Source organism: Ruegeria sp. CDSC045 (assembly GCF_059610725.1).
Window position 1 is genome coordinate 13,019 of sequence record NZ_JBXWOE010000007.1, and the last position, 24,559, is coordinate 37,577.

Annotated in this window: 22 protein-coding genes; 15 read left to right on the forward strand and 7 right to left on the reverse strand. The window is 52.6% G+C overall.

What is annotated here, in order from left to right; translation table 11 throughout:
* The first annotated feature begins 1 nt into the window (after position 1).
* Genes AC2FH6_RS13110 through AC2FH6_RS13130 form a run of 5 tightly spaced genes read left to right on the forward strand, consistent with a single transcriptional unit; the run spans position 2 to position 5,925 of the window.
* Positions 2–859 carry an ABC transporter permease gene (locus AC2FH6_RS13110; RefSeq protein WP_496703015.1) on the forward strand — a complete coding sequence of 286 codons (858 nt, stop codon included), beginning with the start codon at positions 2–4 and terminating at the stop codon, positions 857–859.
* On the forward strand, positions 856–1,836 hold the full coding sequence (locus AC2FH6_RS13115) for an ABC transporter ATP-binding protein (RefSeq protein WP_496691388.1): 981 nt from the start codon (positions 856–858) through the stop codon (positions 1,834–1,836). Before AC2FH6_RS13110 ends, AC2FH6_RS13115 begins: the two co-directional genes overlap by 4 nt.
* The gene (locus AC2FH6_RS13120) at positions 1,833–2,756 is read left to right on the forward strand and encodes an oligopeptide/dipeptide ABC transporter ATP-binding protein (protein ID WP_142636099.1); all 924 of its coding nucleotides are present in this window, start codon (positions 1,833–1,835) and stop codon (positions 2,754–2,756) included. The genes AC2FH6_RS13115 and AC2FH6_RS13120 overlap by 4 nt, the downstream gene beginning before the upstream one ends.
* Before the next feature lie 11 nt (positions 2,757–2,767).
* Positions 2,768–4,414, forward strand: a complete 1,647-nt coding sequence (locus tag AC2FH6_RS13125; RefSeq protein WP_271948714.1) for an amidohydrolase — start codon at positions 2,768–2,770, stop codon at positions 4,412–4,414.
* On the forward strand, positions 4,411–5,925 hold the full coding sequence (locus AC2FH6_RS13130; protein ID WP_496703017.1) for a M81 family metallopeptidase: 1,515 nt from the start codon (positions 4,411–4,413) through the stop codon (positions 5,923–5,925). The genes AC2FH6_RS13125 and AC2FH6_RS13130 overlap by 4 nt, the downstream gene beginning before the upstream one ends.
* Before the next feature lie 151 nt (positions 5,926–6,076).
* Here the strand turns inward: AC2FH6_RS13130 and AC2FH6_RS13135 are convergent, their stop codons facing one another.
* The 3 genes from AC2FH6_RS13135 to rpoN form a co-directional block, all read right to left on the reverse strand.
* Positions 6,077–6,964: an MBL fold metallo-hydrolase gene (locus AC2FH6_RS13135; protein ID WP_496702067.1), complete on the reverse strand. Its 888-nt coding sequence runs from the start codon at positions 6,962–6,964 to the stop codon at positions 6,077–6,079.
* A gap of 316 nt (positions 6,965–7,280) precedes the next feature.
* Positions 7,281–7,790 carry a GNAT family N-acetyltransferase gene (locus AC2FH6_RS13140; RefSeq protein ID WP_496703019.1) on the reverse strand — a complete coding sequence of 170 codons (510 nt, stop codon included), beginning with the start codon at positions 7,788–7,790 and terminating at the stop codon, positions 7,281–7,283.
* Positions 7,791–7,869: 79 nt separating this feature from the next.
* Positions 7,870–9,234 carry an RNA polymerase factor sigma-54 gene (rpoN, locus tag AC2FH6_RS13145; RefSeq protein WP_496703021.1) on the reverse strand — a complete coding sequence of 455 codons (1,365 nt, stop codon included), beginning with the start codon at positions 9,232–9,234 and terminating at the stop codon, positions 7,870–7,872.
* Positions 9,235–9,353: 119 nt separating this feature from the next.
* On the opposite strand from rpoN, the gene AC2FH6_RS13150 reads away from it, so the two are divergent.
* Positions 9,354–10,322, forward strand: a complete 969-nt coding sequence (locus tag AC2FH6_RS13150; RefSeq protein WP_496697175.1) for a hypothetical protein — start codon at positions 9,354–9,356, stop codon at positions 10,320–10,322.
* Positions 10,323–10,324: 2 nt separating this feature from the next.
* On the opposite strand, the gene AC2FH6_RS13155 is transcribed toward AC2FH6_RS13150, so the two are convergent.
* From AC2FH6_RS13155 to AC2FH6_RS13165, 3 genes are read right to left on the reverse strand one after another with little or no spacing between them, the layout of a single operon-like run.
* Positions 10,325–10,504 carry a hypothetical protein gene (locus AC2FH6_RS13155; RefSeq protein WP_496697173.1) on the reverse strand — a complete coding sequence of 60 codons (180 nt, stop codon included), beginning with the start codon at positions 10,502–10,504 and terminating at the stop codon, positions 10,325–10,327.
* A 32-nt stretch (positions 10,505–10,536) separates the two neighbouring features.
* On the reverse strand, positions 10,537–11,667 hold the full coding sequence (locus AC2FH6_RS13160) for a WD40 repeat domain-containing protein (RefSeq protein WP_496703024.1): 1,131 nt from the start codon (positions 11,665–11,667) through the stop codon (positions 10,537–10,539).
* Positions 11,667–11,948, reverse strand: coding sequence for a hypothetical protein (locus tag AC2FH6_RS13165; protein ID WP_496703025.1), 282 nt, complete (start codon positions 11,946–11,948; stop codon positions 11,667–11,669). The genes AC2FH6_RS13160 and AC2FH6_RS13165 overlap by 1 nt, the downstream gene beginning before the upstream one ends.
* A 54-nt stretch (positions 11,949–12,002) precedes the next feature.
* On the opposite strand from AC2FH6_RS13165, the gene AC2FH6_RS13170 reads away from it, so the two are divergent.
* The 9 genes from AC2FH6_RS13170 to AC2FH6_RS13210 all read left to right on the forward strand — a co-directional run bounded on the left by AC2FH6_RS13170 (position 12,003) and on the right by AC2FH6_RS13210 (position 22,391).
* Positions 12,003–12,278: a hypothetical protein gene (locus AC2FH6_RS13170; protein ID WP_496703027.1), complete on the forward strand. Its 276-nt coding sequence runs from the start codon at positions 12,003–12,005 to the stop codon at positions 12,276–12,278.
* Positions 12,279–13,358: 1,080 nt separating this feature from the next.
* Positions 13,359–15,023 (forward strand): aromatic/alkene/methane monooxygenase hydroxylase/oxygenase subunit alpha, encoded by a 1,665-nt coding sequence (locus AC2FH6_RS13175; protein ID WP_496697165.1) that lies wholly within the window; start codon positions 13,359–13,361, stop codon positions 15,021–15,023.
* An 89-nt stretch (positions 15,024–15,112) separates the two neighbouring features.
* Positions 15,113–16,171: an NADH:ubiquinone reductase (Na(+)-transporting) subunit F gene (locus AC2FH6_RS13180; protein WP_496703029.1), complete on the forward strand. Its 1,059-nt coding sequence runs from the start codon at positions 15,113–15,115 to the stop codon at positions 16,169–16,171.
* A 51-nt stretch (positions 16,172–16,222) separates the two neighbouring features.
* The gene (locus tag AC2FH6_RS13185; RefSeq protein ID WP_496697161.1) at positions 16,223–17,287 is read left to right on the forward strand and encodes an aromatic/alkene monooxygenase hydroxylase subunit beta; all 1,065 of its coding nucleotides are present in this window, start codon (positions 16,223–16,225) and stop codon (positions 17,285–17,287) included.
* An 18-nt stretch (positions 17,288–17,305) separates the two neighbouring features.
* Positions 17,306–17,677: an MmoB/DmpM family protein gene (locus AC2FH6_RS13190; protein WP_496697160.1), complete on the forward strand. Its 372-nt coding sequence runs from the start codon at positions 17,306–17,308 to the stop codon at positions 17,675–17,677.
* 87 nt (positions 17,678–17,764) lie between these two features.
* Positions 17,765–18,787: an amidohydrolase family protein gene (locus tag AC2FH6_RS13195; RefSeq protein ID WP_496697158.1), complete on the forward strand. Its 1,023-nt coding sequence runs from the start codon at positions 17,765–17,767 to the stop codon at positions 18,785–18,787.
* Between the two features lie 4 nt (positions 18,788–18,791).
* A complete protein-coding gene (locus AC2FH6_RS13200) occupies positions 18,792–19,595 on the forward strand; it encodes an iron-sulfur cluster assembly protein (RefSeq protein WP_496703032.1) in 804 nt (267 codons plus the stop codon).
* Positions 19,596–19,661: 66 nt separating this feature from the next.
* The gene (locus AC2FH6_RS13205; RefSeq protein WP_496702055.1) at positions 19,662–21,299 is read left to right on the forward strand and encodes a molecular chaperone GroEL; all 1,638 of its coding nucleotides are present in this window, start codon (positions 19,662–19,664) and stop codon (positions 21,297–21,299) included.
* A 48-nt stretch (positions 21,300–21,347) separates the two neighbouring features.
* Positions 21,348–22,391, forward strand: coding sequence for an NAD(P)-dependent alcohol dehydrogenase (locus AC2FH6_RS13210; protein ID WP_496697152.1), 1,044 nt, complete (start codon positions 21,348–21,350; stop codon positions 22,389–22,391).
* Between the two features lie 101 nt (positions 22,392–22,492).
* On the opposite strand, the gene AC2FH6_RS13215 is transcribed toward AC2FH6_RS13210, so the two are convergent.
* Positions 22,493–24,436: a sigma-54-dependent Fis family transcriptional regulator gene (locus tag AC2FH6_RS13215; protein WP_496703035.1), complete on the reverse strand. Its 1,944-nt coding sequence runs from the start codon at positions 24,434–24,436 to the stop codon at positions 22,493–22,495.
* Positions 24,437–24,559: the final 123 nt, after the last annotated feature.

Genomic DNA, 24,559 nt, shown 5'->3' on the forward strand with positions numbered 1-24,559 from the left:
CATGGAAAAATCTCGTTCCGAAATGGGCCAGATCATAGTCGGCGTTGCGCGCGACCCGCTTGGTCTCATGGGCTTAATCATCGTCGGTATCATCGTTTTCTGCGCAATCTTTGCGTATTGGATCGTACCCTATGATCCGATTGCGATGGATATCAAATCCCGCTTGCAGGGACCGTCCACAGCACACCTGCTGGGCACAGATCAGTTAGGGCGCGATACGTTTTCGCGGGTCATCGCGGGGGGCCAAGTTGCGCTCAAGGTGGCATTGCCCGCCGTGTTCGGAGCAATGGCGATTGGCCTGACACTGGGCATGATTGCAGGGTATGGGCCGAAATGGCTCGATAATCTTCTAATGCTGTTCTTCGATACCATCCGGTCTTTTCCGACAGTGATGTTCGCGCTGGCCGTTGTGGCCCTGATCGGGCCCAGTCTGCAGACGGTCGTGTTTGTCGTCATGGCGACCTCGATCCCAACATATGGGCGCGTGGCGCGGACCCAAACGCTGACACTCCGCAACTCTGAGTTCATCCTGGCTGAACGTTCAATGGGGGCCAGCATGGCGCGCATTCTAGGCGTTCATATGCTGCCCAACATCATTGGCGTTCTGGCTGTGTTGGCGGCAATGGATATCCCTACAGTCATCGCGCTTGAGGCCGGCCTGTCCTTCCTGGGTCTGGGCGTTAAGCCTCCGACCCCGAGCTGGGGTTCTTTGCTTAAGGATGGCTATTCCCTGATCCGCCAAACTCCTTGGTTGGTTGTTGGCGGAGGCCTGCCGATCATTCTGGCAACGCTTGGCTTCACGTTTCTGGGTGAAAGCCTGCGCGATGTAGTTGACCCGAAACTGAGGAAACAGCGATGACCGAGACACTTCTGGAAATCGACCAGCTTTGCGTCGATTACGAAACAGGCCGTGGCGACCTCAGGGCATTGAGGGACATCACATTCAACGTCAACAAAGGCGAAATCGTTGGCATCGTGGGAGAGTCCGGTTGTGGTAAATCCACATTGATTTCATCCATTCTGCGTTTGACCGCGCCCAATACCCGGTTCCGTGAAGGAGAAATTAGGTTCAAGGGGAAGGATTTGCTGCAAGCTTCTGATCGGCACATGCGGGACCTGCGCGGGGCGGATATATCCATCGTCTTTCAGGATCCGATGCAAACGCACAACCCGGTTCTGACTATCGGTCAGCAGATGCTGGATATTCAGCACCGATCCAGACAGTCCAAGGCTGACAAGTTGGCGCACGCGGCCAAATTGTTGGGCGCTGTTGGCATTCCTGACCCTGAGGCGCGTCTGGCGCAATATCCGCATGAATTCTCTGGCGGGATGCGTCAACGGATCGCCATCGCGATGGCGTTGATGTCCGAACCTGATCTTTTGATTGCGGATGAGCCGACAACTGCACTGGATGCGACACTGGAGGTGCAGATTATTGAGCGCCTGCAAGAGCTGCAGCGCGAGTTTCACTGTGCCATCCTGTTCATCTCGCACCATTTGGGCGTGATCGCAGAACTCTGCGACAGGGTTGTTGTGATGTATGCTGGCGCAGTTGTTGAAAGCGGGGACGTGCGGGAGATTTTCCACAATCCTAAACACCCTTACACACGCCGACTGATCGAATGCGACCCCGGTCACATCAAAGAGCGTGCCCGTGTATTGCCAACCATTCCCGGTGAAGTGCCCGACTTGGCCAACCTGCCTGGGGGCTGCATTTTCAGGGATCGTTGTGATCAGGCCATGGCGCGCTGCGCCACCGAAGTGCCGCCACTGGATCAATTGAAAGAAGGCCATCACGCTGCGTGCTGGCTGAACCATCAGGAGGTCGCATCATGAGCTTGCTGAACGTTGTGGACCTCAATACCAGCTATGGCCCGGTCAATGTACTGGCGGGTGTCAGCTTTACCGTAGAACCCGGAGAGACTTACGCGCTGGTTGGTGAAAGTGGGTCTGGTAAAACCACGGTCATTCGCGCCATTGCCGGGTTAGCACCTGCGCAAGATGGCTCGGTCACCTTCGAAGGTCAGGAAATTCGGGGCGCACCCGAAAGTGTCATGCGCCCGTTGCGCAAAGACATGGCGATGATGTTTCAAGACCCGGTTGGAAGCCTGTCGCCGCGTCTGACCATCCGCAGTCTGATTACCGAGCCTTACCGCATTCAGGGCATGAAAGACCGTGACATGGACGCCGAAGCCAAGCGCCTGTTGGAAATGGTCAACTTGCCCACGCATTTCGCGGACCGCTATCCTTATCAGCTATCTGGTGGCCAAGCTCGGCGTGTGGGTGTGGCACGTGCACTGGCACTGGAACCCAAATTGATCCTTGCGGATGAGCCCACTGCAGGTCTCGATGTGTCGGTTCAGGGCGAGCTGCTGAACCTGCTCAACGACCTGCGCGAAAGGCTGGGGCTTGCGATGGTGATTATCACGCATAACCTTAGCGTCGTACGCCATGTGGCTGACAGAATGGGCATCATGTATTTGGGCCGATTGGTTGAAGAAGGTACAACCGAGGCCATCTTTAACGAGCCGCGCCATCCCTATACCCGCTGCCTGCTGAGTGCCAACCCAGAGCCGGACCCGGATGCGCGGTTGGAACGGATCGCTCTTAAAGGTGAGCCCCCCAGTTTGCTCAAACGCCCGTCCGGTTGTGAGTTCCGCGAGCGTTGTCCCTTTGCCAAGGATATCTGCACCCAGACTCCGGAATGGGAAGTAAATGGCGGCCACGGGCTGCGTTGTCTGGCCCCGCTGTCGTAGTAGGAAACCCAATGCCAAGCACACTATATTTTAACGGCACAATCCTGACTATGGATGCACAGAACTCCTCTCCAGAGGCTGTTCTGACCGAGGGCAAAAGAATTCAGGCCGTCGGTGCTGAAGCAGATCTGCGCGCACGCATGCCGGCTGACTCACATGAGTATAACCTACAAGGTCGTACACTGATGCCGGCGTTTATCGACCCGCACGGGCATTTCCCGGATCCAGGGTTCATACGGCTGTTCCGTGTCGACTTATCGTCGCCCCCTTTAGGGGACTGCAAGCACATGGCGCAGGCGTTGAACAGGATTCGGGAAAAGGCTGGCGAGACGCCCGAGGGTGAGTGGGTCATGGGCGTGTTGTTTGATAATACTGCCATTCGCGAAGGCCGCATGCCTACGCGGGCTGAGCTGGACGATGTATCACAGCGTCATCCAATCTGGGTTATTCATGCGTCGGGGCACTGTGGCGTGGCCAATTCTGTTGCCCTTCAGAGGCGCGGGTTAACCTGTCAAACACCTGATCCAGAAGGCGGCCGCTTTGGCCGTGATCCTGAAACCGGAGCCCTGACGGGATTGATCGAAGGATTATCGGCCATGGGCGAGATGGGCGATACTGATTTCCTGATCGACCGCGAAAGGTTCTGGCTAGGCTTTGAGGCCTGTCGTGACGAATACCTATCCTATGGTGTGACCTATGCCCAAAACGCCTGGGCGTCGCAAACCATGTTGGAACACTTTGCCAGCCAGCCCGCGGATCTGGATCCGGGAATAGACATTGAGCTCTTACCCGTCGGAAGTCTGGAACCCGAATTGTCCGAGCATTGGATCGGTACGAACTGGCCCGGCAACCCGCATTTCACACTGGGTCCGCGCAAATTGTTCACGGACGGGGCTTTTCAGTTGCAGACCGCGTTTTTGTCTACCCCGTATTTCAAGCCGTCCGATCCCTGCCACCCTTGTGGGATGGTTTACACCTCACAAGAACAGTTAGATGCCGACGTCAGAAAACTCCATGGCAAGGGCTTCCAAATGCATTGCCACTGCAATGGTGATGCCGGTGCCGAGATGTTCATAGATGCGGTGGAAAAGGCGCTTATTGCGCATCCTCGCCAAGATCATCGCCACACCATTATCCACGGTCAGGCTCTGCGGGATGATCAGTTGGAGCGTATGGCCCAGCTTGGACTTACCGTCAGTTTCTTTCCGGCTCATATACATTTTTGGGGTGATCGCCACTACGATACATTCTTGGGGCCGCAGCGCTCCGAGCGGATATCCCCTGCGGCGTCTGCCGAGCGGTTTGGCTTGCGATATACAATCCACAATGATGCCTCGGTCACTCCGACGCGTCCGATCCATCTGGCCCACTGTGCGGTAAATCGAAAATCCGTTTCTGGTCGCGTGCTCGGTGAAGATCAGAAGATCAGCGTTCTGTCAGCCTTACGCGCTCAGACCATCGACGCTGCTTGGCAAGTCTTCAAGGACGAGCAGCGCGGTTCTGTCGAACCGGGTAAAGTTGCTGACTTTGTTGTCCTTTCGCGTAACCCACTGCACGATCCGGACCGCCTGACAGATACGCGGGTGCTTGAAACGATCCGCAATGGCCAAAGTGTTTTTGCTGCACCCCATGCCGAACAAGAAATCGAGCACACATGATGGCGACCAAGCGTATTGCGATCGCGGGTTTTCAGCATGAAACTAATTGCTTTGGTGTGACGCAGGCCGGTCTGCACGAGTTTGAGATGGCCGATTCCTGGCCCGGCATGTTGCACGGTGCGCAGGTGATATCGGAAACGTTTGGCATGAACCTACCTATCGCCGGTTTTGCGAAGGCTGCAGCGGCAGCAGGATTTGAAGTCGCACCAACCCTGTGGTGTTCTGCCGAGCCGTCTGCACATGTAACCGATCACGCATTCGAAACAATTTGCGAAATGTTGTTGGATCGCATCCGGGATGTGGGCGACATTGATGGCGTTTATCTCGATCTCCATGGGGCAATGGTCACCGAAAGCCTCGCTGACGGTGAGGGAGAGCTTCTGCGTCGTGTACGTGATGTTGTGGGCTTCGAAGTACCAGTGGTCGCAAGTTTGGACCTTCACGCCAACATCTCGGCTGAGATGGTCGACAATGCAGACTATTTGTCTGTTTTTAGAACCTATCCCCACTTGGATATGGCGGAAACGGGCGCACGATGCGTTCCAGTCCTGCAGCGGTTGCTAGCGGGCGAACCGCTCTACAAGGCTTTCCAACCGGTGCCTTACCTCATCCCTCTGCATGCGCAACATACGGGCTCCAAGCCATTCAGCGAGATCTATCAGTTGCCCGAAAGATTTGAGCAGCAGGAAATTCTGGCAGAAATCGCCCTCGGCTTCACCGCGGCGGACTTCTCAGACACAGGCCCATCATGTCTTGCCTACGCGGCCACAGCCCAGAAAGCTGCTGCTGCCGCGGAAGAAGTCGTGCATTTGTTCGTATCTCGCGAAGCCGATCTTGATTGTTCGATGTTGTCTCTAGAGGAAACCGTTTCGATATGTCGCGAGAGGCGGCGAAAACCCATTGTTGTCGCAGATGTCCAGGACAACGCTGGTGCGGGCGGGACATCAGATACTACAGGCTTGCTGGCAGCACTGATTGAGGGCGGGACAAAGAGTGTCTTAATGGGTCTGTTCCATGACCCTGAAAGTGCAAAACAAGCCCATAAGGCCGGAGAAGGTGCACGGATAAAACTTGCGGTCGGTGCAAAGTCCAACTTGGCTGGGCACGTTCCAGTCAAAGCAGAGTTTGAAGTTCTGGCTTTGGGTGATGGCCTTTGTCGCTATACCGGAAAAATGTATGGCGGTGGGGTAGCTACGCTGGGCGAGACAGCTGCCCTACGTTTGATTGGGCATGAGGCAAGTATTGACCTTGTTGTCACAAGTATACGGAACCAATGTCTTGATCGCGCGCATTTTACTCATATCGGATTAGACCCAACGAACTACGCGGTTATCTGTGTAAAAAGCACCGTACATTTCCGAGCGGATTTCGAACCTATTGCAGGAAATATCTGTTCCGTTTCTTCGCCAGGTGCCTTTCTCTGCAACCTGAAAGAAATCCCCTACACTTGTATCACCAGAAGGCTGGCGAACACTCGCTGCGGTACCGTTGCCTCAACTGGCACTGGCTAGTGAATTCCGTTGATCTAGCGGGTCCATTATCATCTGTGAAGCGCGCCTATTGCGGGCTGTGTGGGGTTTTGAGCGAGGCAGCTTACTGCCTCGCATTGTGCCCTTATTCTTGACGGCCAAATTCTAGGAGGTGAATTCGGCCAAGAGAATTTCAGTTCTCTGCCAGCAGACAATAGATGATCATCGTCATCCGCTCGGTTGGAATGTGAAACCAGGCGAACTTCTCAAAGACGGATAACGGATTCTGCGCCAGGACTTCATCCATGGACATGCCCTGATCGACGAGGGGTTTCATCGTGTCCTTGATCGCAAGCATCAAATCGACCGAAGCCTGCATGTCGAACTTGTTACCCGCCGGACCGTGCCCTGCAATGATAACAGTGTCGTCGTTGGCCAAATCGATGATCTGTCTTTGAGCTGAAATAAACCCGTCGATGCTACCGCCATTCTCAAGATCGACGAACGGATAGATCTTGTTAAAGAACAGATCAGCAGCATGAATGACATTAGCTTCGACAAAATGGACGATTGTGTCGCTGACGGTGTGCGCATTAGCAAAGTGCATCAGTTCAATTGTCTGCCCATTCAGGTGGAACGTCATCCTGTCATTGAAAGTGATGACCGGCAATCCGGCCTTGTCGAACTGATCATCTTCCAACAGCGCGCGGCGTGTTTCGTCATGGGCTAGAATAGTTGCGCCCCTTGCCGCGTAATTCGCATTACAGCCGACGTGATCGCCATGAAGGTGCGTACTGATAAGGAAATCTATCGGTCCGCCAGCCAGCTTCTCGGTTGTGGATACAGTGACATCGGCGGCTTTTTGCAAACCGTTGTCGATCAGGACAGAACCTTCATCACCAACCAAAAGCCCGAGCGTCCCGCCGGGGTTCCCACTGCCGACTTCCAACATAAAAATCCCGTTCCCGAGATCAACCGGATCCCACGCATCTTCGCCCGTCGGGGCACCGGCCTTATCCCATACGCCTCCGTCAGCATGTCCGTGTAAGAATGATCTGTCTGACGAGCCTGCTTTTGTCATTTCAGTTGTTTCCTTTTCAAATTCTATCCTGCTGTGATCGTAGGGGCGTGATCAATAGACCGTTCAGGAAGATACCTGAACGCCCCTTGGCGCTCCGCTTGTTTTGGGCGCGCGCTGCTGGTGATTAATGAACACGCTATTTTCACAAGGTCACCACAGTGCACATATGTAAGGACGTCCTCAGCTATTGGTTTCCTCGGCAAGGCTTTTCCCTACTGAGCTTCCAGAGTATCTCAACGCTATCAAAGTAATCCGTAGAGGTTGAGTATCAATAGCTGGCAATGTAAATTAGCAAGCGAAATTTGTGTTGGGATTCCTAAATTTCAGGGAACCGTTTCAGTGTGTGTCGCCACATCGGAACAGAGTGTTCGTGAACAAACGAAAATCGTCTTAACGGCAGGTTATCTCGCTGGAACCCGATTTGCCCCAGCACTGCCGAAGCCGCGAAATTGTCTATCATGCAGCATGCAGTAATCGTGTTACAATGAGATGGAAGCCTCTCGATAAAAGTCGAGATAGCCCAATTTCCCAAGCCGCGACGGTGAAGGCGAGGTTCCAGCCAGAATGATAATTCGAGGCCATTGCTGACGGTTCCGACCAGTCGGTCACCCAAACAGATTGCGGCAGATTCCACTTCTGGGTCCAGGAGGAACTCAAGGTACTTCCGGGACGTTTCCCAATCGACATTCAATGGCAATGCCCCCAGCCAGCGGACCAGGTCGTGGTTTTGAAGGGCCCCGTGCACGGCCCCTAGGTCATCGAGCGAGACAGGGCGTAAGCTACGCAGCATAACCGGCTCTACGAACTCGTTTGGTGTTCGGTTCATGATTGTTTCGTTTCAGGCGTCGCCTGTTTCTCAGTTGACTGAATAATAGCGGGTTTCACTGGGGGTTACCTTGGGACATTCAGGTTCCCAGGTTCTGTTTCTCGCCAAATCCCCGCTGACCTAAGGTTCTTCCCTTTCTTGCGGTTATCGACAGCATTTCTATTTCGGCTTTTTTTCGTCTGACGCTGGGTGCGCTAAGTCCAAGTGATTGCCGGTACTTGGTAATTGTTCGCCTAGACAGAGCGAAACCAGATTTATTCACATGAACTGCGATGTCTCCATCACTGAGAGGAGCGAATTTGTCTTCGGACGCAATTAAACGCCTGATTTGATGCAACGCCACATGTTTGGTCTCGGACAGGGCACCCTGGGCAATTGGTGCACAAAAAAGCGATTTGGCCAAAATATTACCCAATGGACATTGAATCGTCAGACCTGACACGACCCGACTTATCGTCGCTTCGCTGAAGCCAGTGTCTTCGGCAACATCACTCATGCGCATTGGGCGCAACGAATAGAATCCGCGTGCAAGAAACCTGCGTTGACGCATACATATCGCTGTAATTACTGCCATCGCAGTTGCGTTTCTGACCTCCAATGCTGAACGCAATGACTTGGCTTGTCGTATCATTGAAACGTGGTGATTTTGCAGTGCGGCTTTGGCAGGCTCGCTCGAGTTCAGCGCCCGCGATAATCGAACAGTCGGAAAGCTTGACGAATTCAACGCTATCAACAGGTCGGTACCAACGATCTCTACTGTGGCGTCACTTTCCCGTGCCAGTGTTTCATCACTTTCGAAGTTAGCCCCTGGTTTTGGATTCATTTTGCGTATGTCATCCAGACATCGTGCAATATCTGCCAGATCCACCCCGAGTTTTCGTGCCAAACTTGGCAGATCGCAATCCATCAGTGCGTCGAGATTGTCGATCAGTTTCGACATAGCTCCGTTTAGAATTCCGCGGTCACTCGCCTGTAGGCGCAGGCATTCCTTGAGGTCGCGGGCAAACAGTCCAGCCGGTTCGACTGTTTGCAGCTTTGACAGGACTTCGGCGCAGGTTTTGGGGCAAAAGCCATAGGCAGCGGCGACGTCATCCACCGAAGCCCCAAGCCATCCGCTGGGTTCGATCTCGGCCAGGAATGCCAATGCAATGCTGATGTCGCTATTTTTGTCGAAAATCAGCGGCAGTTGTTCAGCTATATTTTGGTAAAGGCTGGTCTTGGTGTCGGCAACAGTGTCGGACATGTCAGTCATGGGTGCAACTAACCCGCCCGATTGCTCTCCAAGGTCCTCAGAACCAGCTTCGAGAAACGGGTTTTCTTCTGTGACTTGCGCCAAGTGGTTCAGTAGTTCGAACTTATGCATCCGCATCAACTTGATCGCTTGCGCCATCGAGTGGTTCAAAAGCCCGGTCTGACGTTGCGAATGTCGGAAACTCATAACCATTGGATTACCCCTCAGACCTCAAATGCCAAAGATCGGTCGAAATTACGTATCGTTTGGCGCGGATGCTTTGCATTGATGGTTTGTCGCGTCAGAGATCGTTGATAGACTGACGCAACCCAATGAGAGACAATTTCGACATGCAATCTGACACGTCTCATGTTTTCCCAGGCTCTTTTGAACGCAGCTATCCCGGTGTTTCCCCTCAACTTCTTGCGCGGACCCGGCAAATGTGGTCGGCAAAAGGTCTCGACCTGGATGACGTTTGGCGAAAGACGATTGTCCGATTTCGCGGCTTTAGCTTTCTTGAAGATTGGGACATTGGTACCGACAGCCATGCAGTCGATACGTTCTTTATGTTTGATCAGGCTGCCATCTGGGTTGCGTCTCTGCACTCTGCGTCGGTTGAGGCAGTCAATTTGCCGGACAGTGGGCTTACAACGGATCAGTGGGAGGCGCTTCGCGCATTGACGTTTCGAATGATCGAACAGTTGGACGCGATCCGGTTGCTTTTCCAACATGATTTGCCGACGCCGTCTATGCAGATTGCACGATCTATTTCTGAAGATGTGGATATGGCGCTGGCGTTTGTATCCAGACCGAAGCTGGCCAAACGATTTGTCGAGTGCACGACCATCGAGGAAGCTCAAGACTTTTGGCGGCGTCATATTGCAGGCGGTCGCGCGTTCAAAGCAGTAAGCGAACGACTTTACCGCGCAGGCCTGGAATTTGATCAGGATGGGACGTATGCCGCTTGGCGCCAACAGGTTAAGGCTATCCTGGGCACTGCTGTTCATACCTCTTTCTCTGGTTCCGGAAAACGTGGATCCAAACCATACGCAGGCCAGTTCGACGAAACCGGGGATTGCCTCTATTTCGTCACTCTGCGCTTGCAAGAGATGTGTGCGTATTCTCATGTTCTAAACGGTGATTTCGGGCAGGATCTGGCTGCGGTTCGCAATGCTGAGGGGCCAGATGCACATGACGGCATCGGGCGCATGACGCCGCTGATTTCCGAAGTAACCGTTGATCAGATGAGGCGGATGCTTGCGGTTGACGCGGCTGGCGTGTTGGCAGTTCTGCACAGTTAGTTCTAGTGCACGATATCTTCTTGCGGGCCCAACTGGTTCTTAGCGATCCATTGCGCCGCCATTACCAAAGCGCCCATGGCAAAGTCTTTGCCATGTTCTTCGATCATCGCTTCTGAAATTTTCGATAGTTGAGCGAAGTATTTATCTTTACTTTGCTCTTCCGGGGACAAGGTCTTGGACATTTTCTATCTCCTGATGGCTTGGGTGGAGTGGTTTATTTGAACATCTGAGAAGGGAAGGTCGCCAGTGCAGCCTTTCCAGATGCAAACCCGATTGCCAGATGCTCTCCGGTCTTTGACCAGGCCAGGCTGGTCACTTCGGTTCCGCGTTCTTGATGTAACATCATGTCTTGTGGAGTTCCGACGCTGGCTAAAGTCACCAGACCACTGGCATATCCTGTTGCGACAACGTCCCGCTTGGGATGTGCGGCAATCGCGTTCAGTACGACAAAGCCGGGTTTGCCAGTAGCGATTGGTGTGCCTGCCTCGTCATTCTGCGGCAGGTCATTTGCGTCCCAGCCAACAAGACGGAACGCACCTGATGTCACGAGCGCATTGGCCGATTTGCTGAACGCGACATTGCGAACCGGTGCAGGGTATCCTTCGACCTGCTGGACCGATCCCGCACTGCGGTCGATAAGATAAAAGCTGTTGTCAGCTGAGGCACAACACAGATGGTTTGCTGTATGACGCCATTTGATTTCCGTAATCTCGCTTGCGATTTCATATGTGACAGGGGCCGTATCGGGGGCGCCCAGATCAAACAGGGTCAGTTTGCCATCACCCCAGCTAGCAAGAGCGCGGCCATCGTCGGAATATGACAGGCAAACAACAGGATGACTTGTTGTGAGTGTGATTACGGACGTCAATTCTGATGTTGAGATAACATCAATCAGCGTGTCTGTCGCAATGGCGATTTGATCGCCATTATTAGTGCCTGCGGCACCTGTTACGTTCCGATTTTGCAGCTTGAGCCTGTCAACAACCTGTCCCCCCGCCGTGATCTGCCGTAGAACCCCGTCGTCACAGATTGCCGCGAAGCCCTGCGCTCCAAAACGAACGATGGATAGGTCAGTACGAACAGAGATGTCCGGGGTCTTAACCGGCGCTATCGGGTTTTCGCGCGGACGGATGGTTGTCCGACCGGTTTCCAAATCCATTCGGGTTCGAATTTTTGGACTTTCCAGATCTTCGACAGCAGCCAACGCCAATTTTCCAGATGTCAGTTTGAAGGCTGCACAACTGTCTTCTTTATTGAAGAGAACCTGATCTATTGCATCATCCAATGCCCAGTCTCGGCCCAGAAGGTCAAACAAAGAAAGCCCTGCGGCACTATTTTCGACCATTATCCGTCCTCCAGATTGCGGGCGTTTTCAATTTGTTCATCGATCTTCGCAACATCGCGTTCCAAAGCGTCGATATGTTCCTGTGAAGCGGTCAATTCGTTCGAAGATTTGTCAATTGCATCGAGCGTCTGCGCACAGTCCGGGTCTTTCATCAGTAAGATGTCGTAGCCGGCGATTTGTTGTAAAATGCGCAGGTGCTCTACATTGGCTTGCGACAAACCGTTGATTAGTTCCATGCGCTTGAGAAACAAATCCGAGACTGCTGAGGATTGACCGGCCATTCAAACCTCCTTTAGAAATTCGAGCTGTTGCTTGGAACAGATGAGAGACTTCTCGTGAAACAGAAAGACGCAACCGATCGGTTCTTTCAGGGCCTGCACAAAATCAGTCTGGATTTGTGCGGTAAGGACAGCTTGCTGACACATGCGGCTGAAAAGGCGGCTTTCGAGCCAAGCCCGATAAACCTCGTATCCGCGCAAGAGGCGCTGGCACAAACTTCGGATGATCTTCGTGAACAAATACTTCGGGAACTCCACGCGCTCTTGAGCAGCGATATCGAAGCGATTTGGGACCAGATGCCCTACGCTGTGAAAACCGAACGACCGAACTGACATTTGAGACACTGCCACGCGGCGACCTGGGGCGATTTTGATTGTGCCTCGGTCGCTCATTTGATCCCCCGAAAAGATACGATTAAACACTGTCCTTACTCGACTGTGCTGCCTCTAAACGCTTCGCCCGATTGCGGCTGACCTGACTGAAGACGTACGATGTTTGCAGTGCTCAAATTATCATCAGTTGTCTGGTCTACAAAGAATGTTCAGCGCAAAATATGCCTCGAAAAAGCATCTTTTTTCACAACCTTGGCGCGATTAGTTAAACATGTTTACAGAGTGTAACGCGGATTAGTTTCATTGTTTTACAAAGGGAAAATTCAACGTCCTGCTGTCGTTGGGTATGCCTGTCTGACCGAAGTGGTGATTCGCGATCGGTTTTGCGCATTGGGTTGCCAAGCGCTCGGGTAGTGGGCTTACCTATTTGCGCTCCTGTAGATGCACTCTGAAAGTGGCGCGTGGTCCGGAACAGGTTCAACGCAGCACAGAGTGTGTCGTCAATTCGAGCAAAGAAGCCTCTGAAGTCGGAATATAAGCGCAGAAAAAATACATGTTACCGTGCGTGCGGCCTAATCGTAACGCTAAGTGTAAATAGTGGTGTGAACGTAAAGTTTGTAAAGCAACGTGACAGTTTTGACAGGATTCTGGAACTGTCAATACACGATCTCTTCACTGCATGTGTGAACGAAGTAGAATTTTTAGAAATAAAATAAACATATAAAACAATATGTTATATAAATTACTCTGATTTTCTAAGCCAAAATATCACCCAAATCCAAAATCTGGCATGCCCCTTGCATGTAATTAGGCATAACGCCGCGTTCCCGTTCAAACGGGGACCATCAAGAACGAAGGACCAGGGAGGGTTCGGCCAAAGAAGTGAGTGCCCGCCGATGATTTCGGCAGGAACTGACGCGTAGCGCCGAGCATACATTCCGAAACCTTTGCCGTGATCCGAACGACTGGATCAACTGACCGTGCCTTTTGGCTCTGTTCAGTGATCGGGTCGAAGAAACGGCAGCATGCGCTGTCTCCAACCGACCGAGAAATTGGTCAGCAACAAAGGAGTCTCATGGCATGGCGATTACGCTAAATAAAATTACCTCTCAGAGAGGAATCTCGGTAGGGGAGGCCACCAAGAAGATTTCGGACCTGGGTTGGAATCCAACCTATGTTCAGGAAGCGAATACTTTCCCCACAGACTATAAGATCACCAAAGCGCCGCGCGACCCGATGAAGCAGGTTCTGCGCTCTTACTTCCCGATGGAAGAAGAGAAAGACAACCGGGTATACGGTGCGCTCGACGCTGCGCTGCGTGGTGACATGTTCCGCAACGTTGAACCGCGCTGGATCGAATGGATGAAGCTGTTCCTGGCGATCATTCCGTTCCCGGAAATTTCGGCTGCGCGTTCGATGGCCATGGTGGCTCGTCTGGCGCCGGGTGAAGACCTGCGCACGGGTTTCACCATGCAGATGGTTGATGAATTCCGTCACTCCACAATTCAGATGAACCTGAAAAAGTGGTACATGGAAAACTACATCGATCCGGCTGGTTTCGACATCACCGAAGAAGCCTTTGGTAAGTGTTATGCCACCACCATTGGCCGTCAATTCGGCGAAGGGTTCATCACCGGCGACACAATGACCGCCGCATGCATGTATCTGACCGTTGTTGCTGAAACCGCGTTTACGAACACTCTCTTTGTGGCAATGCCTTCAGAGGCCGCCCGCAATGGCGATTATGCTTTGCCAACTGTGTTCCTGTCGGTTCAGTCTGACGAAAGTCGTCACATCGGTAACGGTCACTCGCTTCTGATGGCGGCCCTGAAAGAGCCAGAGAACCATCTGCTTTTGGAACGCGACCTGCGGTACTCCTTCTGGCAGAACCACGCCATCGTTGATGCGGCGATCGGTACGTTCATCGAATATGGCACCACCAACCGCGACAAGGAAAAGGAATCCTATGCGGAGATGTGGCATCGCTGGATCTTTGAAGACTACTACCGGACCTACATGCTGCCGCTCGAGAAATACGGCGTAAAAGTACATCACGACGATGTGCAGGAAGCCTGGAAGCGGATCACCGAGAAGAACTATGTGCACAAAGTTGCTCAGTTCTTCGCAGTCGGTTGGCCGGTGAACTTCTGGCGGATTGAAGCTCAGACCGAGAAAGATTTTGAGTGGTTTGAGCACAAGTATCCGGGTTGGTATGCCGAGTTTGGCGACTTCTGGAAATGGTATGCCAAGTTGAGCGTTCCGGGCCAGAAAGTCATCACCTTCAACGAAGAAGTTGGCTATGTTTATCCGCATCGCTGCTGGTCGTGCCTGGTGCCGTGCCTGATCCGCGAAGACATGGTTGTCGACGAAATCGACGGTCAGCTGCACACCTTTGCACATGAGCTTGATCGCTGGACCGCTGTTGAAGCGTTCGCAGACGAATACCAGGGTCGGCCAACGCCGGCGATGGGCAAGTTCTCGGGCAAACGTGAGTGGGAAACTGTTTACGACGGTTGGGATCTGGCGGATGCCATCAAAGACCTCAACTTCGTTCGTGAAGACGGTAAGACACTGGTGCCGCAGCCGCATCTGCGCTTTGACAACAAGGATATGTGGACGCTGGACGATGTTCGCGGTCATACCCTTGGCTCGCCGCTTAATGCACTGCGTGGCATGTCGGACGGTGAGCGTGAAGCGCATCTGGCCGAGTACCGTGCTGGTTTCACCATCACACCCTTCAACTAAAGCAATCTTTTGCAAGGGCCTTGATTGGCCCTTGCATACAGGAAGGTCCGAATTCCGCGCGTGATTTCGGGACACAGGAGACTCGACTAATGGGTGAAATATACAGGGTTCGTTTTGAGCCGGTTGGCTTGGAAATAGAGGTTGAAGAGGATGAAACCATTCTCGATGCCGCTTTCCGCCAAGGCATAGCTCTGCCGCATGGATGCAAAGAAGGCCAGTGTTCGGCTTGCAAATGTGTCCAGTTGGATGGCGAAACCGAAATGCTCAAGTATTCAACCTTCGCACTCAATGACTTTGAGAAGGAAAGTGGACACGTTCTGATGTGCAGAACTGTGGCGTATAGCGACGTCGAAATTGAACTCCTGAACTATGACGAGGAGGTTTTATCGAAATCCATTCCGGTCAAAGAATTCAATGGCCGAATTGTCGATTTCCAAAAGCTGACCCATGACATTCGCGGTGTTGATATTGAAATTGATACACCGCTCAAATTTTGGGCGGGGCAATATGTCGACATCACGGTTACCACCGAAAAAGGGGAGAAGATTACACGCTCGTTCTCCATGGCAAATTCGCCGAGCGAAGCCCAGAAACTCTCCTTCATCATCAAAAAATACCCAGACGGGAGGTTCTCAAACGAGCTCGACGCAGGGGGGATCAAAAAAGGCGCCACCGTCGAAATCAGCGGACCGTACGGAATGTGTTTCCGACGGGAAGGCCGACAAGGACCGGTGATCCTGGTCGGGGCGGGTTCCGGCATGTCGCCGGTCTGGTCAATACTGCATGATCAACTCAGCAGTGGCGAAGATCGCGATATTTATTTCTTTTACGGGGCTCGCACGCAAGAGGATCTGTTCAAGCTGGACGAGATCGCAGAGATCACTGGCGCCAATGCGAATGTGAAATTCATCCCAGTGTTAAGCCACGCAGATGATGACGATAACTGGACGGGTGCCAGGGGCTTCGTTCACGAGATCGTGGACGAATATCTAAAGGAATTGGACGTCGATGGAGAAGGCGATGTTTACGCCTGCGGCCCCCCTCCCATGATCGATGCACTGACGCCGGCGCTGTTCATGAACGACTTCGATGGCGAGCGCGTTTTTTACGACAAATTCACACCGACTTCCGGTTCATCGACCCACTGATGCTGGGTTGATCGCTAGTCATGTGAATGAAACACAACAAGGGAGGCTACCATGGTAGCTACATCAAGTTCCGTTGGATCCGGTGCCGCAGGCGCTGCAACGTTCGTCGGATCGACCAGCCGCAAATACAACTATTTTGAACCACGCGGCAAACGTGCCACGCATTACGAAGACGTAACTGTCGACGTGCAACCAGATCCCGAACGCTATCTGATCCAAAACTGGATCATCGAGTTCGAAGGGGGCAAAGGCGGCGGTGCCTATCAAAAGGACAATACAGCTGCGCTGAGTTCAAACTGGCACGCCTTCCGAGCCCCTGATCAGGAATGGGAGCGCACGCATTATCAGCGCCAGTCCAAAATCTGTTCAATGGTAAAATCGGTTGTCGACAATGCGCGCAAGGCAGGGGCCCACAAGTCTTTTGACAAGGCTTGGGAGCGTATCCTGCAAACTCATTTGGGTGCCTGGAAACATGCAGAGTTTGGTCTTGGCACATCTCTGATGCAAGCCCAGCGGTATGGCTATACTCAGATGATCAACAACGCCACGTTGACCAACTCGTCCTACAAAATGCGGTTGTGCCAGGACATCACGTTGTATCTGGCCGAGATCGGAATGGATATCGAAGGTTGGAACGATGAACTGGGCAAGAAAGCCTGGCTGGAAGATCCAATGTGGCAACCGTGCCGCGAGGCGATCGAAACCATCATGGGGTCGGAAGACTACCTTGAGCAATATTTCGCGATCAATCTGATCTTTGAACCGCTGGTTGGCGAGCTTTTCCGGTCGGGTTTCCTGATGCAGGCCGCCGCTGCGAACAATGACTTCATCACGCCGCCAGTTATCTCGGCCGCCGAGGCCGATTATGAGCGCAACCTCGCGAACACAATCGACCTTATGTACCTGCTGGCAAACGATGAAGAGCATGGTGCGCATAACAAGGCATTGTTCCAAACTTGGATCAAGAAACATGCTGATCTGGCTGACAAAGCCGTACTGGCGTTGCAACCAGTCTGGTCACAGCCGCATTCCAAGCCCGTTGCTTTCGAAGATGTCAAAGCCGTCTCGCAAGAGCGTCTTGGCCAAATCCTGTCTGAACTTGGCCTGAGCCGCTAACCCAAAGGAGAATTTACGATGTCGAGTACAGCACGCGACGCTTCAAAACAAAACATCTTCAAGCCGATGAACGAAATCAAGTTTGAACAGACCATTTCGCACCAGTGCGGTGTGACCATGAATGACTCTGTTGAAGCCCGGGCGATTGCCGAGTTCATGGGCGAAGATCCCAAAGTCACAGTAACCCACAACCCTGCGACCATCCGTGTCGACGGCGAGGGCAAACTGGTTTTCAAAATGGATGAGATCAGTGAATTTCTGGGTCGCGAAATGACTGCGGAAACTTTCGAAGTCAACACGTCCACTCATTATGGCCGGATGGTCCGGGTCGATGACAACACCGTCGTCCTGTTTGGAAACATGGACGACGTCTTCGAATATATCGAGTGACAAAATCGATGTGCGAACCCGGCTTTGCTCGGGTTCGCATTCCCAAACTTCACGGCGTGAAAATTCAGACTACCTGAGGAGGAATCGATGTTTAAAACCAAAGATGGCAAAGAAATATTCGTGGTCGACGGTCACACTCATTTTTGGGACGGCAGCCCGGAAAACCAGAGCAATATTCACGGTAAGCAGTTCATTGACTGCTTCTATGCTTACCACACCAACCTAAGCCCGCCGGAACAGCTGTGGGAAAAAGGACGGTTCGAAAAGTACTCGGAAGATGATGTCTATCGGGATCTGTTCATCGATGGGCCTGATGATGTGGCGATCATCCAGTCGACATATCTGCGCGACTTCTACAAGAATGGTTTTTCTAGCATTGAGCGCAGCAGCTCAATGGCCTCGCGCCATCCTGAGCGCTTTATCGTGAACGGGTCATTCGATCCGAGAGACGGTGAGAAAGCGCTGGAATACATCCATTACATGAAGGAAAACTTCGATATCCAAGGTGTCAAAATGTACACCGCTGAATGGAACGGAGAGAGCAAGGGTTGGGCCCTCAATGACCCTGCCGCTTACAAGTGCTTTGAACTGTGCGACAAGCTGGGTATCAAGAATATCCATGTTCACAAAGGTCCGACCATCATTCCGCTCAGCATGGATGCGTTTGACGTTCGTGATGTGGATTATGCCGCTACCGATTTCCAGAATCTGAACTGGATAATTGAGCATTGCGGATTGCCGCGCTTGGATGATTTCTGCTGGATTGCGACGCAGGAAACCAATGTCTACGGCGGTCTTGCCGTTGCCATGCCGTTCATTTTCACCCGTCCCAGGTATTTCGGTGAAGTGATGGCGGAACTGCTGTTCTGGATCGGCGAGGATAAGATCCTGTTCGGCTCGGACTATGCAATCTGGACCCCTCAATGGCTTGTTGAGCAATTCTGGGAGTATCAGATCCCTGAAGACATCGCCAAAGAACGCGGCGTTCAACTGACCGATGAGATCAAAGAAAAGATACTGGGTCTGAATGCAGCAGCACTTTACGATATCGATGTCGAAGCTAAGAAGGCTGAGCTTAGCGCATCACCAGTGCAGATCGCGGCGGAGTAAGCCGATGTTTTTGGAGATGCACAAGGATGAGCTGGAGTTGGAGATTTGGCAACGTCTCGATCTGGTCACGGATCCTGAGTTGGACGAACCGATCACCGATATGGGGTTTGTCGAACTTGTTGATGTGAACATCGATTCAAAACTTGTAGAGGTCGAATTTCGGCTCCCGACCTATTGGTGCTCTCCAAATTTTGCTTTTCTCATGGCGTTTGATATTCGCCATGAGCTTGGCAAGCTGAGTTGGGTTCGTCAGGTGAGAGTCACCCTTAATGATCACTGTTTTGCAGATCGAGTGAATGACGGCGTTAACGGTGAGAAAGACTTCACCGAAGTGTTCGCTGAATATTGTAATGGTGATGATCTCAATTCAATCCGTGCGAAGTTTCTGGAGAAGGCATTTATACGCCGTCAGGAAACCGTATTGCTTGGGTTGGAAGCCAAAGGTTTTTCAGGGCCCAAGATCGTCAACATGACACTTTCAGAATTTGACGCCATCGAGTTTTCCGGCGGTGAGGAGTCCAAGCAGAAACCGCGTTACCGCGAATTGCTGCTGTCCCAAAACTTGGCAAAATCAGCAGAAGATCCGGCTTTTGTCACTTGGGAAGGTGACCGTCTAACAGCGGCTGGATTGCGCGATTACCTGGGTAAGCTCAGGGGTGTTCGCATCAACATGGAGTTCAACGGCGCGCTTTGTCGGGGGCTTCAATCCACACGGTACAAGGAGGTTGAAATTGGTGAAGATGGACCGACATTGATCGATTTCATTCAGAACCGGGTGCCACCAAGAGTTTCTGAAGCCCGCAGCTAAAAACGTTTCACGCGTAACCGTCAACATAAGAAGCCATCGGTTCTAAGCCGATGGAAGGGAGAAGTCATGGCAAAACTACTGATACACAACGGAACAGCACGGCGGGCGCTCGCCAAGGGTGTTTCCAAACTGGCCGCGGCAGTGGAGCCGACCCTTGGTCCCAAGGGGCTGAACGCGATGATTGACCGGCCCGTCGGCACCCCTTTGGTGACCCGGGACGGTGTATCCATCGCATCCGAAATTGAGTTGTCCGACCGATTTGAAAACATGGGCGCCCAAGTGGTCCGTGAAGTGTCGATGCAGACCAATGAAGTCGCGGGCGACGGAACGACCACTGCAATAGTTCTGGCCAATGCTTTGATTCAGAAAGGCGTCGAATTGACCGCCGAGGGTGTCAAACCCGTGGATTTGTGCAAAGGCATAGAGCTGGCTGTACATAAAATCATCAACGCGCTGGATGAGGCATCGCGGTCCTGCGACGATAACCCCAGTTATCTGGAATCCGTCGCGCGGGTGTCCGCAACAGAACCTGAACTGGGATCGTTGGTTGCCGAAGCTTTCAAACGTGTAGGGAAAGAGGGTGTAATCACTGCCGATTTCGGGGTGACGATCGACACAACGCTTGAGGTGGTCGAGGGTATGTCCTTCGAACGGGGCTATATCTCACATCATATGGTGACGGACCGTGAAAACATGGAGGCGGTCCTGGAGAATCCGCTGATTTTGATGACGGATCAAAAAATCCTGCGTCCTGAGATTCTGGATAATGCAAGACGCATTGCCGACGAACAGAAACGACCTTTGTTGGTGATCGCTGAAGAAATTGCGCCAGAAGTCGTGATCTCGTTGATGGACAATAACGGTGCGGGCAAATACCTGATTGTGCACCCACCCGAGTATGGTCACTGGCGCGCCGCGATGATGGATGATCTTGCGATCATGACCGGCGGTGAAGTGCTTGCGCGTGACCTTGGCAAAAAGATCGAAAACGTCACATTGGCACAACTAGGTGGTGCTCAAAAGGCGCGGGTTACATCCTCTCTGACCAGCATACTGAAGGGTGACGGTGACCCGGCTGCTGTGCGCGCTCGACGCGCGCAGGTGCAGCGCCAGCATGACGCCGCTCCGCCGAATATTGAGCAGGACAAGTTGCGTGAGCGTGTGTCCAAACTATCCGGCGGAACTGCTGTTATCTATGCCGGTGGTTTCACACCTGTTGAACAAAAGCGCAAAATTCAGTTGATCGAGGACTCCCTCTGTGCGGTTCGCGCGGCCTCTGAAGATGGGGTCGTCGCAGGTGGTGGAACGGCGCTTGCTCAGATTGGCTCGGTCCTGGAAGGCATCGTTTCGGCGAATGACGGCGATGTCAGCAAAGGTGTTGAATTGGTTCGCTCGGTTCTGACCCGTCCAGTCGAACGGATCGCCAGCAACGCCGGCGCGGATCCGAATGCAGTGATTGCATCCATTACGGCCGGTCCAAGAGGGCACGGTTTTGATGCGTCAAAGGGCGAGTTCCGAGACATGTTTGAAGCAGGAATAATCGATCCCGTTCGTGTCACTGCCAGTGCCTTGGTCAATGCGACATCAGTCGCAACGCTGATCCTGACCACTGAAACACTGGTCGGTGACCTGTCAGAAGGTGAAGCCGATCCGACCGAAGGCCCGGCCCTGGGTGGCGGTGCCGAATTGTTGGGCCGCCCGTAACCTATCGCTTTTGAAGACCCGAAAATAAGTTAAGAAAAGGAATGAAACATGAAAGCCGCACGCTTGTATGATTACGATCCGGCCATGAATGTTCAGCTAAAGATCGAAGAGGTCGCTGCCCCAACGGTAAATTCTCCGGATGAGGTGATTGTGAAAGTCGGTGCCGCAGGTTTGTGCCGTACTGATTTGCACATCATTGAAGGCGTCTGGAAAGATATCATGGATGTCGAAGGTAGCCTTTTGCCTTACATTATGGGCCATGAGAATGCCGGTTGGGTGGAAGATGTTGGCAGCAACGTGACCTCTGTCAAACCCGGTGATGCGGTGATTTGCCATCCACATCGCAGTTGCGGGATCTGTTTAAACTGTCGGTATGGCCACGATATGTATTGTGATCATGGCTTGTTTCCCGGCCTCGGTCTGGACGGCGGATTTGCAGAGTATTTCGTTACAAACGAGAGCTCATTGATCAAGTTGAACACCAATGTGACTCCGTTGGAAGTTGCCCCTATGGCTGATGCGGGCATTACTGCATATCGCGCCGCAAAGCGTGCGGCCGAACTGGTTTACCCAGGCGCATATGTCACTGTTCTGGGCGTTGGTGGCCTAGGGCATATTGCGATTCAGTGTTTGAAGAACCTGTGCGGCGCCCGAGTTATCGCAGTAGACCGTGAGCCAGGCGCGCAGGTTCTGGCCAAGGAACTTGGTGCCGACATTGTTCTTGATGGTGGTCCGGATTTGATCGAACAGGTCATGGATGTAACTGGCGGTGGTAGCCATGTTGTCATCGACTTTGTCGGCGAGCTTGGCGTCGAGAACATTTGCTGGAAGCTTTTGCGGCAAGGCGGCGAACTGATCGTTGTGGGTTATGGTGGTAAGATCGAGATCCCGACTGTCGACCTGGTAGTCAATGAGATCAAAATCGGCGGTAGCCTGGTTGGAGACTATACCGAACTTGTAGAGTTGATGGAGCTGAATGCCGATGGGTTGGTGAAGATGCACCAGACTGAGTATTCGCTTGATAACATCAATCAAGCGATTGACGATTTCAAAAACCGCAAGTTCACGGGACGCGCTGTCATCGTTCCTTAGAGTCGCGAATAACAGCCTAATTAGGGAACCTGTTCTGTCCGTCTCCCCATGGAAAATCGGTCCCTAAATGCGGCGGCAGATTTGATCTGTCGCCGCATCTATTATTTCCCGCGGCCAAGACCGTACAGGTTTATCTTCCGGTACAAAGTTGGGCGCGAAATTCCGAGTGATTGAGCCACCTTCGTCAGGTTCCCATTTTCCTGTTCAATGGCACGTTGGATGGCTTCGGATTCAATTCCATGCAGATTGAAATTGGTGGATACATTCCGGGGTGTATTCCCAAACATGCTGTCGCTTGGTTCGGGGCTGGAAATCTCTTCGGGTAGATCGGCGAAAGATACCCTTGCGGTACCGTGCAACAGGCAAAGCCGTTCGACTATGTTGCGCAATTCACGGACATTTCCAGGCCAATGATAGCTTTGAAGAGCGGCCATGGCTTCTTGATCAAATTGCAGCGGTTCACGATCAAAATTCGCCGACAGTTTTTGATTGAAATGTTCAGTCAGCAAGACGATGTCCCGCCCACGTTCACGCAGTGGAGGTACATCGATGACTATGGTGCCAATTCGATAGAAAAGATCCCTGCGGAACCGGCCGGCTTCGATGTCCTGCCGAAGGTTTCTGTTTGTCACCGCCACCAGTTGAACGTCAATCGGACGGCGTTTGTCACAGCCAATTCGATAAAGCGCCCTCTGCTCTAGCGTGCGCAGCAGATATGTTTGCAGCTCGGGTGGCATATCACCAACTTCGTCCAGGCAAAGGACACCGCCATTTGCCAGCTCAAACTTTCCGGGCCGACCTTCACGTAAGGCACCGGTAAAGGCCCCGGCAACATGGCCGAACAGTTCACCCCCGATAAGTTCACCCGAAATCGCTGCACAGTTGACGGCAATGAAGGGGGCTTTTTTATCGGCGTGATGGCTGTGGATGAGACGGGCGAACAGTTCTTTTCCAACGCCGGTTTCGCCCTGAACAAGAACCGTGACGTTTGCCTTTGCGGCCCGGTGGGCGAATTCGATAGCTTCCAACATCTTAGGACATTCGCCGAGAATTTGGATCTCGTCTTCTTCAACGCCATGCCGTGGCCGAATGGTGATCCCAGTGGATCGTGTAGGTGTCGGGGATGTTCTTTTCTCTGGAAGTATTAGTGCCGCGCCTTGAATCTGCGTTCCGGACTTTAGAATATCTATCTCAATACCGCTCAGTGAAGATGGTAATGCTGCGACCAAATCCCCGTCCGTCATATCTGGCGTCCAGGACAAAAGCTGTTTTCCGATCGGTAGGCCGCCAGTTTTCAGAATAGGTTCAACCTCGGTATTTCGACTGAAAACGATCCGGCCGGTTGAATCCAGCAAGACGACAGTGTCGTCTGTGCTGCGCGGCTTTTGCAAATCGATAAATGCCTCAAGCAAATTGGTTCGTTCTTCCCTTTGTTGTTCTGCCAGAGCGATTTCAATTTCTTTTGCGGCGGCCACAACCAGCGCTAAATTATGGGGGCGAAAAATATCCAGTGGTCCCGACAGATCGACGACCCCTAAGACTTGCCGGTCAAGCGGATCAAAGATCGGAACACCGGCACAGGTCCAGGATTTGATGCCCTGACAGAAGTGTTCTGACGCGTGCACATAGGTTGGTTTTCCTGTGCGCAAAGCTGTGCCGATACCGTTTGTGCCAATGACATTTTCGTCCCAGACACCGCCTACTTCCAGTTGGATATCACGCCCTTCGTCCAGGGTTTTATCATCGCCAATGGCATCGATTATTGTTCCGTTTCGGTCGGTCAAAAGAAGGACAGCACCGGACTCTGACAAATGGGGGCCAAGCCGCAGAAAAGCCGAGCGCGCAGCACGGCATAAAGAAGCGTTTTTCCGCTTCAATTCGTCTACGCGTTCGTCGCCAATTTTTTGCGGTGTGCCCGCCGGCGTCAGTGCGTTGATGCCTAAATCTGTGCACCTCGTCCACGAGTCCAGGATTTCCCGCCTTACGGTTTTCTCGACTTCTTCGGACTTTCGCCCAGTGTCGACGAAAGCTTCCCAAGCGTTCATTGTCGCTCTTTGGTCGCTGTCGTTGCTGACTTGCGTGAGGGGGGTTTTGGGGAAGGTGGAGGATCTGTTTCGCATGTTTTTCTTTCACTGACACCACCTCTAATAGATAGGCGGTTCAAAAAA